Genomic DNA, 16857 nt, shown 5'->3' on the forward strand with positions numbered 1-16857 from the left:
TAAACATGTCATTTGACGGTGTCGTTACACGGGCAGTTACAGACGAACTCAACACCAAACTATTAAACGGACGTGTCGGGAAAATATACCAACCAACAAAAACTGAGCTGGTATTTACCGTTCGATCAAAGGGAGAAAACCATCAACTCCTTTTATCTGCACATCCAAGTTATGCACGATTTCATATTACAGATAAGACGTTAACGAATCCGAAAGTACCTCCTATGTTTTGTATGTTGCTACGTAAATACTTAGCTGGAGGAATGGTTGAAAAGATTGAGCAAGTAGAAATGGAACGAGTTGTGCGTTTTCATATAAAAGGGAAAGATGAAATCGGAGATGAAACCAGCCATATTCTTGTTGTAGAGTTAATGGGAAAACATAGTAATATTATGCTAGTCAATGAAGAGAAAAACGTGATCTTAGATAGCATAAAACACATCCCACCGGCACAAAACCGTTTTCGAACAATTATGCCGGGTCAACCTTATGTAGCACCGCCGAGTCAGGATAAGCTGAATCCATTACAAATCGATGGGGAGCAGTTTATTAAAAAACTTGACTTCAATAGCGGAAAGTTAGACCAACAAATTGTTCGTATGTTAATGGGCTTTTCACCTGTGATTGCAAAAGACATTACCACTCGGGCCCATTTAGGTTCAAACGAACAATACTTGACCACATTTTTAAATGTACAAGCGAAACTAATCAATCATGAGTATGAACCAACGATTTACACTGATGGGAATACAGAAAAATTTTACGTGTTACCATTATCGTACCTGGAAGGGAAAAAGCGAGTATTTGAATCGGTAAGTGCGATGCTTGATACATTTTATAGTGGCAAAGCGGAACGAGATCGAGTTAAACAACAAGTTAGCGACTTAATTAAGCTAGTGAAAAATGAACGGGATAAAAATATTCGTAAGTTAAAAAAACATGAAAAAACTTTACAAAAAGCAGAAAAAGCGGACTCATATAAACATAAAGGTGAATTATTAACTGCACATATGCACCTTGTTAAAAAAGGGGATGAATCGGTAACAGTTGTTGATTACTATGATCCTGACGGGCAACAACTAACGATTGAACTAAATCCTAATAAAACTCCAAGTGAGAATGCACAACTGTATTTTCAGACATACCAAAAGTTAAAGAAATCAAAATCAATTGTTCAACAGGAAATGGAACGTGCGAATAATGAAATCATTTATTTGGAGCAAGTGTTACAACAATTAGATACGGCTCGTGAGTCTGATTTAGAGGAGATCCGTGAAGAACTTCAGGAAGAAGGATATGTAAAGAAGAAGCGAGATAAACCAAACCGTAAAAAACGAAACACACCAGAACCTGATGAATATGTATCATCAGATGGAACTTTGATTTTAGTAGGACGTAACAATAAACAAAATGACTATGTCACAAATCGAATGGCTCGTAAGTCAGATGTATGGCTTCATACGAAAGATATTCCAGGATCACACGTCGTCATAAGAGATAACAATCCATCTGAAGAAACATTAAAAGAAGCGGCTATGATTGCAGCTTTTTACAGTAAAGCTAAACTGTCTTCCTCCGTCCCTGTTGACTACACAGAGGTGAGACATGTACGTAAACCATCTGGATCAAAGCCTGGTTATGTCATCTACGATCATCAAACGACCATTTTCGTTACTCCCGATGAGGAGAAGGTACAACAACTAAAGAAATGATCATCTTATGATGAAGCTATTTAAAAAAGCTTGGATTTCAAAAAATCCAAGCTTTTTGTCATCATACAGTGGTTGATTTGTCAAATACGACTCCCTCGACTCATCTTAACAAGAAAGGTCACCCATTCATTTTGACAAGGAACTCTTAATTTATATGAACTTAAACAAAAAAATAAAGAGAAGCATCGTACCAACGTATGTGACAACAGCATGCTTCCAATACGTGGACTCCCTTTTTAACATATACATATTCCAAATAAGAAAGATAACAATACCGATCACAAAACTGCTCGAAGCTGTCCATGAAAACATCGAGTCAGAATGAAAGGAAAAGGCCACCCATAAATATATGTATAGGTACCAAGTAAACAAACCTAATGCGGTGTTCCCAAGAATTAGCCAAACCCATTTTGTTATTCGCATGTCACCACGCCTTTTCTCCATTTTCTTCTACGATTGTACTATTCTTCTAATTTTAACACAATAAAAAAAGACCTTGTTCGGAAACAAGGCCTTTGAGAGAAAAGATTATGCTGCTGGCTCTTCATTTTTTATTTCTTTATTCACCTCAAACATCTTACCATTTCCATAGCCATTTTCCTTACCTGGTAATACTAGATTTAACGTAACACCAATAATAGCTGAAAGAGCCATCCCGGCGATCTGTAAATTGTCTGAAAGTTGGACGAAGGCTCCACCAATTCCAATGACTAAAATGACCGAAGAGATAATGAGGTTACGTTTGTCACCTAAATCTACTTGGTTGTCAATTAACATACGTAAACCACTTGAAGCAATAACCCCAAATAATAAAATCGATACGCCACCCATAACAGCTCCTGGGATTGATTCTATGGCTGCCACAACAATTCCTGTAAACCCGAAGAATAATGCTAGTACTGCTGCACCCCCGATAACAAATACACTGAACACACGCGTAATAGCTAACACACCAATGTTCTCTCCATAAGTTGTATTCGGTGGTCCGCCGAGGAAAGATGCAATAATGGTTGCTACACCATCACCGGCAATGGATCGATGTAAACCAGGTTTTTGTAAAAAGTCTCTTCCTACTACTTTTGACAACACCATCTGATCACCAATATGTTCTGCAATTGTAACAACTGCAATCGGTACCATTAACAAAGCAATTTCCCAACTAAATACGGTGAATGGGTTATAATCCGCGAACGGTACAACGAAGTCTGGAACTTTAAAAAATGCTCCAAAAAATTCACCAATTGATTGGCTTGATGTTAATTTCGTCCATTCTGCAGCAACACCTGCCGTATTAACGACTCCTTGTGTAAAAGCAAAGATGTATCCACCAATAATACCGAAAAGAATAGGAATGAGTCCAAAGAATCCTTTAAAAAATATCGACGCAATAATCGTAATCGCCAATGTTACGAGCGCTACTGTAAAATGTGTTGTACTGTAATTTCCCTCAGGGTCATACATTGCCATATCAATGGCTACAGATGCTAACCCTAAACCAATTACGATAATGACAGGTCCCACAACGATTGGAGGTAAAATTTTCATTAACCATCTTAATCCAAGCAGTCGAATGAAAAGGGCTACAAATCCATACACAAGACCAGCAAGGAAGCTACCTACCATCGCCCCCGGAATACCTGATGAGCCTGTTACTGCAATAATAGGTGCAATAAAAGCGAAACTAGAACCAAGATATGCTGGCACACGTCCTCTAGTAATCAACAAGTATGCAATTGTACCAATTGCACTTGATACAAGTGCTACACCTTGCGACATTCCTGTTAAGAATGGCACAAGAATCGTTGCCCCAAACATTGCAAATAAGTGTTGTAAACTTAATGTTAGCCATTTCCCTAATTTTGGGACGTCTTGAACGTCCATCACCATTTGTTCTTTTCTCATATTATTTTCCTCCTTGGAATTTAAGCCATAAAAAAACCTCTTTGCAAGGTCGCAAAGAGGTACACGAATCTCCTGTTTTCCAGACATTCGTCTTCTTCGAACAACCTTGTTAGTCTCTCTGGACTAATTTAAAGGTCTATTTTATTTGTTTTCATAAATTTTCACTTCATCTAAACCGTCTATTTCCTCAAGTTCAACATTAATCACTTCATTAAGGGAGGTGGGAATGTTTTTCCCAACGTAATCAGCCCGAATTGGGAATTCCCGATGTCCTCTATCAATTAAGACGGCTAATTGAATTTGCCCAGGACGACCCTTGTCAATAATGGCATCCAATGCAGCTCGGACTGTACGCCCTGTGTACAATACATCATCAACTAGAATGATGTTCTTACCAGTTACGTCATGTGGAATTCGAGTGTCTTTTATCTCCGGTTCTCCACGGTTATTGGAAACTGTTAGATCATCACGATATAACGTAATGTCTAGCTCACCTACAGGAACTGACACACCTTCGATTTCCTCAATCTTGCTCGCTAAACGGCGGGCAATCGGTACGCCTCTCGTCTTAATTCCTACAAGAATTAACGAATCAGTACCTTTATTTTTTTCCAGTATTTCATGGGAAATTCGAGTTAACGCACGTCTCATTGCTGGAGCATCTAGTACTTGGGCTTTTGCTTCCATCTTACTCCCTCCCTTTGACCCTAAAAAACCCCTTATTGCGCGAGGCAATAAGGGGTTTCATGGCATACGTATACCATATCCGCCACCTTTTTAGCCTCTCTGGACTAGATTAAAGGGTCATGTTCTTCTCAAGAATTAATTATTACAAAACTGTGGTCAGGTGTCAACCTCTTTTTCGTAAAAACTGTAATACTGCTTCAAACTCATCTGGTGCTTCAGCCTCATACTCCATCCATTCCTTCGTTGATGGGTGTGAAAATCCAATTGTTTGAGCATGAAGAGCCTGACCGTCTAAATCCAATGTTTTACGGGGACCATATTTCGGATCACCAACAAGTGGGTGACTAATGTATTGGAAATGAACACGAATCTGATGTGTTCGACCTGTTTCCAACTCACATTCTACATACGTAAAATCTTGGAACCGTTCTATTACTTTAAAGTGTGTAACTGCATCTTTTCCGTTTCCGACCACACCCATTTTTTGACGATCCTTTGGATCTCGACCAATTGGTGCATCAATTGTCCCAACATCATGTTCTAATACACCATGGACAATCGCTACATACTTACGTTTTACTGTTTTTTCTGATAGTTGCTCGGCTAAGGACATATGTGCATGATCATTTTTTGCTACCATTAAAAGGCCGCTCGTGTCCTTATCAATACGGTGTACAATTCCAGGACGAATGACACCGTTAATACCACTTAAATCGTTACAATGGTAGAGCAGTGCATTGACTAATGTGCCTGAAGTATGTCCTGCTGATGGATGAACAACCATCCCCCTCGGCTTATTTACAACTACAACATCCTCATCTTCGTAAACAATATCTATCGGAATGTTTTCTGCAGCGACATTCAACTCTTCCGGTTCTGGAATCGACCATGTTACTTGATCCCCTTGTTGACATTTATAATTACTTTTCACTTGTTGGTCATTCACCTTGACACTTCCGTCCTTAATCCACAATTGAACTTGGGAGCGGGAGTAATCAGGATTAAGCTCCGTCAATACTTTATCTATTCTCATTAGATGTTGATCGGCTAATACTTCATAGGAATGTACTTCCATTTTAATGGCTCCTTTTTTTCTTTCTTTCATCAAGGAATGTGTAAATCATGAATAGAATAACACCTGTGACAAGTGCGGAATCAGCAATATTAAAAATGGGATAGTCATAATTCAAAATATAAACATCTAAAAAGTCAACAACTTCTTTACGGAACAATCTGTCAATAAAATTCCCTATTGCTCCACCCAATATGAGTGCTAATGAAACTCCGAGTAATGGTTGTTCTTTCCCGTACTTTTGCAAATAGTAGACGATGGCGATTACGACAATAGCAGTTACGATGTAAAAGAACCACATTTGCCCTTGTAAAATCCCCCATGCTGCGCCACGATTGCGATGGGATGTTATGTAAAACACATTTTCAATTACAGGAATTTGTTCATGAATCATCATTGTTTTATCTATTATCCATTTTGACCATTGGTCAATAACAATAATGATGATGGCTAACATATAATACCACACAGCTTTACCTCCATACATTGTTCTATCTATAGCATTTTACCATAACTTGAATAGAAAATCTTAAAAATAAACGTGCCGGGGTTATCCGGCACGTTATCTAAATTAGGCATAATGGGTTTCAACGATAGAAGCACAACGGTTACATAACTCTTCGTGTTGTTCCCCAACTGTGTCTGATACAACCCAACAGCGTTGACATTTTTCACCTGGATGCTTCTCAACAAAAACGTCAACATGCTCATATTCTTTCGCTTCAGCATGGTTTTCTGCGACTTCCACGGCTGAAACGATAAAGTATTGATGTAAATGAGTAAATTCGTTTAACAATTGTGCTGTTTTCTTATCTTTTGGTACAACGATTACACGAGATTCGAGTGACTTTCCAATCACTTTTTCGTTACGGGCTTCCTCAAGTGCCTTTAACACATCATCGCGGACTGCCATAAAGTGATTCCACTTCACTAGTAGTTCGTCAGCATCTTTAACCGTTTTTGGTTCCGGCATATCCGTTAATTGAACACTTTCTTCCTCTACGCCTGGAATATAGCTCCATACCTCATCAGTTGTATGGGACAAAATTGGTGATAATAATTTCGTCAAGGACGTTAACATTTCATAATAAACCGTTTGGATACTACGACGACGTTTATCATCCTTCGCTTCAATATATAAAATATCCTTCGCAAAGTCTAAATAGAATGAGCTTAAATCAATCGTACAGAAGTTGTGTACAGAATGATAAATTACAGAAAACTCATACGTGTCATATGCGTTACGAACTTTACTTGTCAGTTGTTGCAAACGTGCAAGCATATAACGATCCACTTCTTCAAGATTCTCTTCTGAAACGGAATCTGTATTTGGATCGAAATCATGTAAATTACCTAACAAGAAACGGAATGTATTTCTTACTTTACGATATACTTCCGCTACTTGTTTTAAAATATCATCAGAAATACGTACATCAGACTGATAATCGACACTTGCTACCCAAAGTCGTAAAATATCTCCACCGAACTGCTTCATAATTTTTGAAGGTACAATGACGTTTCCAATCGATTTACTCATCTTTCTACCTTCTCCATCGTTAACAAATCCATGACTTAGCACAGACTTATATGGAGCTTTCCCAGTCACTGCTACTGATGTAGATAAGGAGGAATTAAACCACCCGCGATATTGGTCAGAGCCTTCTAAATACATATCAGCAGGACGTTGCAATTCAGGGCGTTCAACTAACACACCTTGGTGTGAGGAACCAGAATCAAACCACACATCCATAATGTCAGTTTCTTTTGTAAACTTTCCATTCGGGCTAGATGGGTGAGTAAAGCCTTCAGGTAACAATTCTTTTGCTTCTTTTTCAAACCAAATGTTAGAGCCGTGTTCTCTAAACAATTTGGACACGTGCTCGACTGTCTCTTCAGTAATAATTGGTTCACCATTTTCCCCGTAAAACACTGGGATTGGTAGTCCCCATACGCGTTGACGAGAAATACACCAATCTTCGCGATCTTTCACCATATTGTAAAGCCGTGTTTCTCCCCATTCAGGAATCCAGTTTACGTTACGAATTTCTTCCAAGATTGTTTCTCTAAAGTCCTTAATAGAAGCGAACCATTGTGATGTAGCACGGAAGATTGTTGGCTTCTTTGTTCTCCAGTCGTGTGGGTAAGAGTGCGTAATAAATTCAAGTTTTAATAACGCCCCAACTGATTCCAGCTTTTCTGTAATTTCTTTATTTGCTTTATCATAAAATTGACCTTCAAAACCAGGTGCTTCAGCTGTAAATTTCCCTTTTTCATCTACAGGGCAAAGCACTCCTAAATCATACTCTTTCCCAACCCAGAAATCGTCCTCACCGTGACCTGGTGCAGTATGAACACAACCAGTACCTGCTTCGGTTGTTACGTGTTCTCCAAGGATAACGAGAGACTCCCGGTCATAAAATGGATGGGATGCCACTACCCTTTCTAATTCGGACCCTTTATATGTTTTCTCTACTGTCTTCTCATCCCATTCTAATACAGATGATACTTGCTCTACTAAATCAGCTGCTACGATAAACTTTTCGCCCTTCACGTTGACAACAGCATACTCAAGTGCCGGATGGACAGCAATGGCAAGGTTTGCAGGAATTGTCCATGGTGTTGTCGTCCAAATGATAAACTTCTCGTCTCCAGTTAATACACCCTTTCCATCCTTTACATCAAACGCGACATAGATAGATGGGGAACGTTTATCTTTATATTCAATTTCTGCTTCCGCTAGGGCTGATTCAGATGAAGGAGACCAATAAACAGGCTTTAAGCCTTTGTAAATATAGCCCCTATTCGCCATTTCTCCAAACACTTTAATTTGAGCAGCTTCATAATCTTTCGTAAGGGTAATGTAAGGATTATCCCAATCTCCTCTAACCCCTAATTGTTTAAATTGTTCTCTTTGGTTGTCAATTTGTTCCAGTGCATATTCTTTACAAAGTTCACGAAACTCAGCAACTGACAGGCTTTTACGATCAATTTTCTTTTTCTTCGTCAGGGCCACCTCGATTGGTAGTCCATGTGTATCCCATCCAGGAACATATGGTGCGTGATAGCCAGACATTGATTTGTAACGTACAATAAAATCTTTCAATACCTTATTCAAAGCATGACCCATGTGCAAATCACCATTGGCATATGGAGGGCCATCATGCAATACGAATAACGGGCGCCCTTCTGTACGTGTTTGGACTTTTTCATAAATATTTTCCTGTTCCCATTTTTGTTGCATTTCTGGTTCACGCTTTGGTAAATTACCTCGCATTGGAAATTCAGTTTTTGGCATTAGTAATGTTTCTTTATATCCCATTCTGTTTATCCTCCTTTAATTCCGTAAATCAAAAAAGCCTTCTCATCCCTGGAAAGGGACGAGAAGGCCTCGCGGTACCACCCTAATTGATTGGCTGTTTAAAGCCAATCCACTTAAGTAAGCTGTAACGTTAGCTAACGTTCATATCTACTAATGAATTCGATATGAAAACTCAAGGGTGATGTTCCAAAGAATCTCATATAGTCGGGCTTCCACCATCCCCGATTCGCTATATATGACGAATTTCTTTGTACTGTCCCTGTCATAGTCTTTATTTTATAAATACGATTCTATTATGCTTTAGCATTATATGTAAAAATAATGCCGACGTCAAGAAGGATTTAATAATTTTCTTCAGAACTTTCCGTTTCCCCAATTTCTACTTTAAATAATTCATCCCAATCTTCATTTTCAATTAGATCAAGTTGTGCTTCGACAATCATTTTCATTCGGGTGCGGAATACTTTAGCTTGTTTCTTTAACTCTTCGACTTCAACAGCGACCCGACGTGATTTTGACAATGCTTCATTTATAATTCGATCAGCGTTTTTCTCTGCTTCTTTTATAATTAGTTTCGCTTCTTTATTCGCATTGCCTTTCACTTCTTCAGCGGTTTCTTGGGCAACTAAAATTGATTTATTTAAAGTCTCTTCAATGTTGTTAAAGTGACCAATTCTTTCTTCTAATTCCGCCACTTTCTCTTCAAGTGATTTTTTATCACGAATCATTTTTTCGTAATCTTTTATCACTTGATCTAAAAATTCATTTACTTCGTCTTCATCATACCCTCTAAACGTTCGGGTGAATTCTTTATTATGAATGTCGAGTGGTGTCAAAGGCATGAAAATACCCCCTTAGCTGTACATTTTATTTTATAATATATTTCGACAGATGATTGCACGAGTCCTGCAAATTATATCATATTATTTTAAAGTTGCCGTCGTAATTCGCCATTTTTCTTTTTTCGTCTTACCTTCAATAGCTATTAACTTGCTTCTGCCTTTTTTTCGAAATGAGATCATATCTCCTTGTTCTACTTGAAAAGACGGGTCTTCTACTACGCGGAAATTCACTTTCACAGCCCCTTTAACAATGCCTTCAGATGCTTTTTGTCTGGAAATTTGATAAACCTCTTTTAAAACTGCATCCAATCTTAATGAAGATACAGTTCCACTTCGTTCATGCCATTGGTTTTCCGGGACGATGATGGAATTTACATGTTTATCTGTGAAAGAAAGATTCGCATGTTTAATACTTGTTAAATTCATTTTCAAATAAATAGCTAATTCCTCGTCAGCCACAATTTGAATGATGTCATCTACGATAATTAAATCACCGAACTTTTTCCGCTTTATACCTAAGGACATTAAAGCCCCTAAAACATCACGATGGTCTAATTGAATAAATTTCTTAGGGAATTTCGCCTCTAATAGAATTAGTTGGAAACGGGAATCCTGTACTTCTTCATAAAAAGGGGCTAAGAAGGCCCTTTGACGCTCTGCACCTTCATAGCCACCAAAAAATTTTAATATGAGGTCTGGATGGTTTCCAATAATTGTTCGCATAATGTGCTGTTCTCGCGGGTCAAGAAAATCCGTCAATTTCGGTATATAGGAACGCTCGACTTCCTCTTTCCAAGATAGAACCGTATCAATGAACGGCTGCTCGTCCTTGCGAAAATGTTGGTATAAATCCACAATATCTTCTCCATTCAAACTTAAATGAGCATTCTAAACAGTTCACCTAAACCAATCATCGCTAAGCGTAGTGTAATAATAGCCACAATTGGAGAGAAATCAATCATACCGAGAGGAGGGATAATTTTGCGGAACGGTTCTAAGTATGGTTCCACAATTTTAGCTAAAAACTGTCCTATCGCTGACTCCCTTGCTCCAGGGAACCATGACAATAAAATATAAGCGATTATGGCAAATGAATAAAAATAAAGTAATGTATGTACAATGTTAAACAACTGAATCATCATATTACCTACCACCTTTGCTCTTGCTCATCTCGTTCTTCAAATTCTGAGATGGCGCCAGAAACATCAACATTGTCGGGAACACATAAAAACGTTTGTTCCCCAAGTTTTTGTATATTTCCATTAATAGCATAAACTGTTCCACTTAAAAAATCTACTATACGCTTTGCTTGCTCATGATTTACTCTTTGTAAATTAATGACGATTCCTTTTCGGTTCTTTAAATGATCAGCAATTTCCTGAGCCTCGTTATAGGATTTCGGTTCACACAAAACTAACTTCGATGTAGATTGCATGGCTGTCAGGCTCACCACATTATGTTGGTCTTGTTTTTTTGGTTTTGGTGCCTCTTTTTCTTCTTCTACCTCCTCTTCAAAATATTCATATTCATCTTCAAAAGCAAAAAAAGATTTTATTTTATTTTTTATACTCATTCGTTTCCCCCCTTGTTTCGCTCATCACCTACAAGCTTTGAACCAATTCGAATGTGGGTCGCCCCTTCTTCTATCGCAATGTCAAAATCGTTGCTCATTCCCATGGACAAATACTCACATGGAGCATAATCCAACTTCAAACTTTGAATATGGTCCCGCAAATTACGTAACGATTGGAAACAATTTCGTAATATTGATTCATCATTGACAAGTGGTGCCATCGTCATCAATCCAACGACATTTATGTTGTTGTATTGGTGTAAATCTTTCACAAATTGTTCCACTTTTTCAGGATCGATGCCATGTTTTGATTCTTCGCCACTTACATTAACTTGAACAAAACATGGCATCGGCTTCTCTGTTCGTTTATGTATTTCTTTCGCTAATGATAACCTGTCCAATGAATGAATATAATCTACTTTATCAATCACATTTTTTACTTTTCGAGACTGGAGGGTGCCAATAAAATGCCACGTTGCTTGTGCGCCAATGTGTTCATACTTTTGTTCTATTCCTTCTTGACGATTTTCCCCAAGATTGAAAATACCAGCTTCTACTGCTTCTTTTGCACGAGCAACAGAAACATATTTCGTAACAGCAACAATCGTGATTTCTTCAGGATTGCGATTTGATCGGTTGCAGGCATCTTTTATTCTTTGCTTAATATAATCTGCGTTCTCTTTTACAGTGACCATTCGTTGAACTCCTTTCTACTGCAATCTTATATATGCCATCATTCTGCCAGTCTTTCCCTGATCGCGACGATGGGAGTAAAATAAGTGTTTATGTTCATAAGTACAAAAACTTGTCATTTGAATTTGGTTTTCACGTAATCCTTCTGTAATAAAGATGGATTTGTGAAGGCCTTTTAAGTCTAACAGCCAATGTGTATCATCCACCTTGCTTACAACGGGTTCTTGCCAATAGCGTTTCGGAATATGACTCATTACATGTTCATCTACTTCATAGTAACGTTTTCCAATCGAAGGTCCAATTACAATTTGGATATCCTCAATAGAAACCCCTTGTTGCTGTAGCAATTCAATGACTTTTCGACCTATTCCGTTCACAGTCCCACGCCAACCTGCATGGGCTAAGCCAATCCAACCAAAACTCGGAGCAGCAAAAAATAACGGAACACAATCAGCATATAAACACGTTAATAACTTCCCTTTCACATTTGTAATAAAACCATCGTATTGTGCAGTGGAAGGAAGTGATGTATCACTTGTCACGTTTAATACGTCAGTTCCATGAACTTGCGTTGCTCCAACCCAATCACTTGTTGGTGTTGCGAGGAGGTCAGCTACAATAAACCGATTATGTTCGACATGATTCCGATCATCGTTCACGTGAAACCCTAAATTTAATTCGTCGAATGGAGAAGGACTGACTCCACCATTCCTCGTTGTCATACCTCCTATAATGCCATACTGTTTCCAGGCATTAATCGATAATAAACTAGGTGCTTCACATTTTTGAAATGGCTCTTGCATATCAAAACCTCCATAAGGAATTCTAACTTATTTTATCATATTTTTTTATTCATTTCTGCCTATTCATCAACAGAATGTGTGAGTTGAGGTCGCTCTGTCTTCACTAAAATAACATCACGGCCAATAGTGACAATATTATGCCATGGTATGACAAGTTCATCTTCCTTTCCAAACAACCCAAAAACTTTCCCTTTTAAAGAGATAACAAGGGCTAAAACGTAACCTCTGTCTACATCAATTTCTAAATCAGTAATGTATCCTAATTTTTTACCGTCTTCAACAGCAATGATATCTTTTACTTGTAATTCCGAAATGGTCATATAGCTCACCTACCTTATTATAAATATATGCAAAGATTACACTTCTTGAAGTAAAAAATAAAAAGCTTTAGCCATTGGCTAAAGCTTATTGGTGAATATTTTTATTCATTTGTTGAATAGCTGCTTTTTCAAGGCGCGATACTTGAGCTTGGGAAATACCAATTTCCTCTGCTACTTCCATTTGCGTTTTCCCTTGGAAGAATCGTTTGTTTAAAATCATCTTTTCCCGTTCGTTTAACCTACGCATTCCTTCTTTTAGTGCGATTTCATCAATCCAGATGGTATCTTTATTTTTATCATCTTTCAGTTGATCCATGACAAAGATAGGATCGCCCCCATCATTGTAAATCGGTTCAAATAAAGAGACGGGATCTTGAATAGCATCCAGCGCGAATACTACATCTGAATGGGGTACGCCCATTTCCTCTGCAATTTCCATCGGAGTAGGATCTTTCGATGTTTTGCTCATCAATCTCTCTCTAACTTGTAATGCCTTATACGCAATATCACGCAATGACCTTGAAACCCGTATTGGATTATTATCACGTAAATAACGACGAATTTCCCCAATAATCATTGGGACTGCATACGTTGAAAACTTTACATTTTGACTTAAATCAAAATTGTCGATTGATTTCATAAGACCAATGCATCCTACTTGAAATAAATCATCCACATATTCGCCGCGATGATGAAACCTTTGAATGACACTTAAGACTAAACGTAAGTTTCCATTCACAAGTTCTTCCCGGGCTGATTGATCACCTTCTTGCATTCGTTTGAACAATTTTCGCATTTCTTCATTTTTCAATACTGGTAACTTTGATGTATCGACACCGCAAATTTCTACCTTATGTCGTGTCAATCTAAAACCCCTCCTAAAGTGGAGCTAGTGTCACAAAACAGTTTCTCCACTGGAGGGAATTTTATGCAGGAATTACCTTATTCAAATGTTAGAAAACTTTCTAAACATTACACCATTTTATTAAATTCTTTTTGTAATCGCTTTATAATCTTTTTTTCCAGACGGGAAATATATGATTGGGAAATGCCTAACATATCGGCTACATCTTTCTGGGTTTTTTCTTCATTACCAACTAACCCAAAACGTAATTCCATAATTTGTTTTTCTCGGTCATTTAGACTTGATAAAGCTTTTTTTAATAATGACTTATCAACATTCGCTTCTAAGTCCCTTGTAATAATATCCTCGTCGGTACCTAAGACATCAGATAACAAAAGTTCATTCCCGTCCCAATCGACATTTAATGGTTCATCAAAAGAAACTTCTGAACGAATTTTATTATTTCTTCTTAGATACATTAATATTTCATTTTCAATACACCGAGAGGCATATGTTGCAAGTTTAATCTTTTTCTCAGGATTAAATGTATTTACAGCTTTAATAAGGCCAATTGTACCAATACTTATTAAATCTTCTATGTTTACTCCTGTATTTTCAAATTTTCGAGCTATATATACTACGAGCCGTAAATTCCGTTCAATTAACACTGAACGGGCTGCTCTGTCTCCATTTGGCAATTTATCTAGTAAATCCTTTTCCTCTTCCTTTGATAACGGAGGCGGTAATGCTTCACTTCCACCGATATAATAAATTTCATCCGACTTAAGCCCAAGTTTGAACAAAATTTTGTACCAAATTAATTGAATTTTCAGTCTCCATTTTTTCATAATGGCCCAATCTCCCCTTCTTTAAGTAAGTTGTAGGTTTTGCGACTGCATCATTTTTGGGTGTAATAAGCAATGATAGCTCCCATCTGCTGATAATTCTCCAAATTGAATACCGATATAAACTTTTTCGATTGCATATTTTACACCTTTATATTCAATTGTGATTTGATCTGGCTTCAACACGAGGATGAAATTTCGCTTTCCGCTAACTCCTTGATACGGAATGATTCGAATTTTGCTTTGCCAATAATCAGATAAATGTTCAAACGTCCAATCATCTTGACATTGACGTAACATTTCCCTGTCCTCATCAGGGAGCCATTGCTGTAATGCCACTTCATCACAAATAATTACAGGACGCTTGGAAAAGGGGTCTACAAGGCTGTTTCCGCTATCAAAGAAACCTACTGTTTCTGTAAGCTTCCCATCCATCGCAATTTGTACTGGACACATTTCGGTGTAACGCATTTGATCAAAGCCAAGCTGATCAATACGGCGTCGTGTAAACCACCAAACGATCGGAAAGCAGGTTATGACAAATATCCAACTCACCATATCCCCAAACCCTGTTTCATACGTGACAAAGAACCCATCTACTGCTTGGAACTGCTCTCCTATTAAAAAGTAGACTCCGAATAAGCCACCACCAATCGTAAAGGAGACGAAATAAAAGGTAAAAAACTGTCTTAAGAAACGTTTAACGTTATGAAAACCGAATGCACTAAATAAAATGAGAACAGAATACATGATTTTCCCAGGAAAAGATGTAATAAAATGCCCGGGAAATAGTACGGTAATCGGTACGAGACAGGAAGCTACCACTGATCCAAAGATAAGCCGATAACGGCTTGTTTCGGCTCTGGATAGCCAATGTACAAGTTGTAAAATCATCCAATCAATAAAAAAATTTAATAACCATACAGCATCTAAGTAAATTGCCACAGCCTTCCGCCTTTCTTGGACAACTTCACTCTATATCGGTAAGTATAAAAAACTCCATCTGAAAAGTCTGTCATATTCTGTTCTCTAGCAACGGCTAATTTTCGTTCATTTTGTCAAATAAAAAAAGGAGTAAGCGTTAAGCTTACTCCTTCAATTAATCTACTATCTACGATTTCTGTTACGTAAGAAGGTTGGAATATCCAATGTTTCTTCTTCAAACGTATCGTTTTTTCTTCCTACAGATGAAACAGGCCGCTCTGTTTGCCCTCTCCCTTTGTTCATGTTGGAAGGACGTGTCGGTTTCGCTTCTGTTTTACTTTCATCAAAACCAGTTGCAATGACCGTCACGATAATCTCATCCTTTAAGTTTTCATTAATGACGGAACCAAATATAACATTCACTTCTTGGTCTGCAGCCGATGTGACTATTTCAGCAGCCTCTTGAACTTCAAAAAGACTTAAGTTCGCTCCTCCAGTAATGTTCATTAACACACCGTGGGCACCATCAATTGATGTTTCCAAAAGTGGGGAGGAAATCGCTTTTTTCGCCGCTTCTTGAGCTCGGTTTTCTCCAGTAGCAACTCCGATACCCATTAATGCTGATCCTTTGTCAGACATAATAGTCTTAACGTCGGCAAAGTCAACATTAATTAACCCTGGTACTGCAATTAAATCAGAAATACCTTGTACACCTTGACGCAATACATTATCCGCTTCACGGAATGCTTCTAGCATTGGTGTGTTTTTGTCTACTATCTCTAGCAAACGATCGTTTGGAATGACAATCAGTGTATCGACACTACTTTTCAAGCCATCAATTCCAGTGACAGCCTGGGATGTTCGCTTACGACCTTCAAACGTAAATGGGCGTGTAACAACCCCAACCGTAAGGGCCCCCATCTCTTTTGCGATTTGGGCAATGACCGGGGCTGCACCGGTTCCGGTTCCTCCACCCATTCCGGCGGTGACAAATACCATATCTGCACCTTGTAACGCCTCTTCTAGTTGCTCTTTACTCTCTTCAGCAGCTTTGCGCCCAACTTCAGGGTTGGCTCCAGCCCCTAAACCGCGAGTGAGCTTGTCACCAATTTGCATTTTTACTTCAGCTTTAGATAAATTAAGAGCTTGCGCATCTGTATTTACAGCAATAAACTCTACACCTTGTACGCCGTGTTCAATCATACGATTGACAGCGTTACTACCACCGCCACCGACACCGATGACTTTTATAGTAGCTAGTTGATCCATGTTTGTCTCAAAGTCTAACATATCCCGTTCCTCCCATTTTGCAGTTTACAAG

The 16857-nt window shown here is 38.2% G+C and carries 17 protein-coding genes and 1 other annotated feature; of the genes, 1 reads left to right on the top strand and 16 read right to left on the bottom strand.

The window, feature by feature from the left end:
• Positions 1–5: 5 nt before the first annotated feature.
• A complete protein-coding gene (locus tag NLW78_RS06985; RefSeq protein WP_254496340.1) occupies positions 6–1712 on the top strand; it encodes an Rqc2 family fibronectin-binding protein in 1707 nt (568 codons plus the stop codon).
• A 528-nt stretch (positions 1713–2240) separates the two neighbouring features.
• On the opposite strand, the gene NLW78_RS06990 is transcribed toward NLW78_RS06985, so the two are convergent.
• The 16 genes from NLW78_RS06990 to ftsZ form a co-directional block, all read right to left on the bottom strand.
• A complete protein-coding gene (locus tag NLW78_RS06990) occupies positions 2241–3614 on the bottom strand; it encodes a solute carrier family 23 protein (RefSeq protein WP_254496341.1) in 1374 nt (457 codons plus the stop codon).
• A 141-nt stretch (positions 3615–3755) separates the two neighbouring features.
• Positions 3756–4301, bottom strand: coding sequence for a bifunctional pyr operon transcriptional regulator/uracil phosphoribosyltransferase PyrR (gene pyrR, locus NLW78_RS06995; RefSeq protein WP_254496342.1), 546 nt, complete (start codon positions 4299–4301; stop codon positions 3756–3758).
• Positions 4302–4464: 163 nt separating this feature from the next.
• Complete coding sequence (locus NLW78_RS07000; protein WP_254496343.1) at positions 4465–5376, bottom strand: RluA family pseudouridine synthase; 912 nt, start codon at positions 5374–5376, stop codon at positions 4465–4467.
• Between the two features lies 1 nt (position 5377).
• The gene (gene lspA, locus NLW78_RS07005; RefSeq protein ID WP_254496344.1) at positions 5378–5842 is read right to left on the bottom strand and encodes a signal peptidase II; all 465 of its coding nucleotides are present in this window, start codon (positions 5840–5842) and stop codon (positions 5378–5380) included.
• A gap of 102 nt (positions 5843–5944) precedes the next feature.
• Positions 5945–8692, bottom strand: coding sequence for an isoleucine--tRNA ligase (gene ileS / locus NLW78_RS07010; RefSeq protein ID WP_254496345.1), 2748 nt, complete (start codon positions 8690–8692; stop codon positions 5945–5947).
• Between the two features lie 51 nt (positions 8693–8743).
• Positions 8744–8967: a binding site (T-box leader), on the bottom strand.
• Positions 8968–9033: 66 nt separating this feature from the next.
• Positions 9034–9534, bottom strand: coding sequence for a DivIVA domain-containing protein (locus tag NLW78_RS07015; RefSeq protein WP_254496346.1), 501 nt, complete (start codon positions 9532–9534; stop codon positions 9034–9036).
• Positions 9535–9615: 81 nt separating this feature from the next.
• Positions 9616–10389: a YlmH family RNA-binding protein gene (locus NLW78_RS07020; RefSeq protein WP_254496347.1), complete on the bottom strand. Its 774-nt coding sequence runs from the start codon at positions 10387–10389 to the stop codon at positions 9616–9618.
• Positions 10390–10409: 20 nt separating this feature from the next.
• Positions 10410–10673, bottom strand: coding sequence for a YggT family protein (locus NLW78_RS07025; protein WP_254496951.1), 264 nt, complete (start codon positions 10671–10673; stop codon positions 10410–10412).
• A gap of 8 nt (positions 10674–10681) precedes the next feature.
• Positions 10682–11107 carry a cell division protein SepF gene (locus tag NLW78_RS07030; protein ID WP_254496348.1) on the bottom strand — a complete coding sequence of 142 codons (426 nt, stop codon included), beginning with the start codon at positions 11105–11107 and terminating at the stop codon, positions 10682–10684.
• Positions 11104–11802, bottom strand: coding sequence for a YggS family pyridoxal phosphate-dependent enzyme (locus NLW78_RS07035; protein WP_254496349.1), 699 nt, complete (start codon positions 11800–11802; stop codon positions 11104–11106). The genes NLW78_RS07030 and NLW78_RS07035 overlap by 4 nt, the downstream gene beginning before the upstream one ends.
• A gap of 15 nt (positions 11803–11817) precedes the next feature.
• Entirely contained in the window at positions 11818–12603 is a 786-nt protein-coding gene (gene pgeF / locus NLW78_RS07040; protein ID WP_254496350.1) for a peptidoglycan editing factor PgeF, read from the bottom strand.
• 59 nt (positions 12604–12662) lie between these two features.
• Complete coding sequence (locus NLW78_RS07045; RefSeq protein WP_254496351.1) at positions 12663–12923, bottom strand: YlmC/YmxH family sporulation protein; 261 nt, start codon at positions 12921–12923, stop codon at positions 12663–12665.
• An 85-nt stretch (positions 12924–13008) separates the two neighbouring features.
• The gene (gene sigG / locus NLW78_RS07050; RefSeq protein ID WP_254496352.1) at positions 13009–13788 is read right to left on the bottom strand and encodes an RNA polymerase sporulation sigma factor SigG; all 780 of its coding nucleotides are present in this window, start codon (positions 13786–13788) and stop codon (positions 13009–13011) included.
• A 107-nt stretch (positions 13789–13895) separates the two neighbouring features.
• The gene (gene sigE, locus NLW78_RS07055; protein WP_254496353.1) at positions 13896–14615 is read right to left on the bottom strand and encodes an RNA polymerase sporulation sigma factor SigE; all 720 of its coding nucleotides are present in this window, start codon (positions 14613–14615) and stop codon (positions 13896–13898) included.
• A 21-nt stretch (positions 14616–14636) separates the two neighbouring features.
• Complete coding sequence (gene spoIIGA / locus NLW78_RS07060; RefSeq protein WP_254496354.1) at positions 14637–15557, bottom strand: sigma-E processing peptidase SpoIIGA; 921 nt, start codon at positions 15555–15557, stop codon at positions 14637–14639.
• Between the two features lie 162 nt (positions 15558–15719).
• Complete coding sequence (ftsZ, locus tag NLW78_RS07065; protein ID WP_254496355.1) at positions 15720–16826, bottom strand: cell division protein FtsZ; 1107 nt, start codon at positions 16824–16826, stop codon at positions 15720–15722.
• Positions 16827–16857: the final 31 nt, after the last annotated feature.

The organism is Salirhabdus salicampi, from assembly GCF_024259515.1.
GTDB classification, from domain to species: domain Bacteria; phylum Bacillota; class Bacilli; order Bacillales; family Alkalibacillaceae; genus Salirhabdus_A; species Salirhabdus_A salicampi.

Bases quoted from the DNA above. Each gene is read 5' to 3' on its own strand.
- NLW78_RS07000 (WP_254496343.1), bottom strand. From the start codon at position 5,376: ATGGAAGTACATTCCTATGAAGTATTAGCCGATCAACATCTAATGAGA.
- ileS (WP_254496345.1), bottom strand. From the start codon at position 8,692: ATGGGATATAAAGAAACATTACTAATGCCAAAAACTGAATTTCCAATG.
- NLW78_RS07045 (WP_254496351.1), bottom strand. From the start codon at position 12,923: ATGACCATTTCGGAATTACAAGTAAAAGATATCATTGCTGTTGAAGAC.
- NLW78_RS07030 (WP_254496348.1), bottom strand. From the start codon at position 11,107: ATGAGTATAAAAAATAAAATAAAATCTTTTTTTGCTTTTGAAGATGAA.
- pyrR (WP_254496342.1), bottom strand. From the start codon at position 4,301: ATGGAAGCAAAAGCCCAAGTACTAGATGCTCCAGCAATGAGACGTGCG.
- ftsZ (WP_254496355.1), bottom strand. From the start codon at position 16,826: ATGTTAGACTTTGAGACAAACATGGATCAACTAGCTACTATAAAAGTC.
- NLW78_RS06990 (WP_254496341.1), bottom strand. From the start codon at position 3,614: ATGAGAAAAGAACAAATGGTGATGGACGTTCAAGACGTCCCAAAATTA.
- NLW78_RS07025 (WP_254496951.1), bottom strand. From the start codon at position 10,673: ATGATTCAGTTGTTTAACATTGTACATACATTACTTTATTTTTATTCA.
- NLW78_RS07035 (WP_254496349.1), bottom strand. From the start codon at position 11,802: ATGGTCACTGTAAAAGAGAACGCAGATTATATTAAGCAAAGAATAAAA.
- NLW78_RS07015 (WP_254496346.1), bottom strand. From the start codon at position 9,534: ATGCCTTTGACACCACTCGACATTCATAATAAAGAATTCACCCGAACG.
- pgeF (WP_254496350.1), bottom strand. From the start codon at position 12,603: ATGCAAGAGCCATTTCAAAAATGTGAAGCACCTAGTTTATTATCGATT.
- NLW78_RS06985 (WP_254496340.1), top strand. From the start codon at position 6: ATGTCATTTGACGGTGTCGTTACACGGGCAGTTACAGACGAACTCAAC.
- sigE (WP_254496353.1), bottom strand. From the start codon at position 14,615: ATGAAAAAATGGAGACTGAAAATTCAATTAATTTGGTACAAAATTTTG.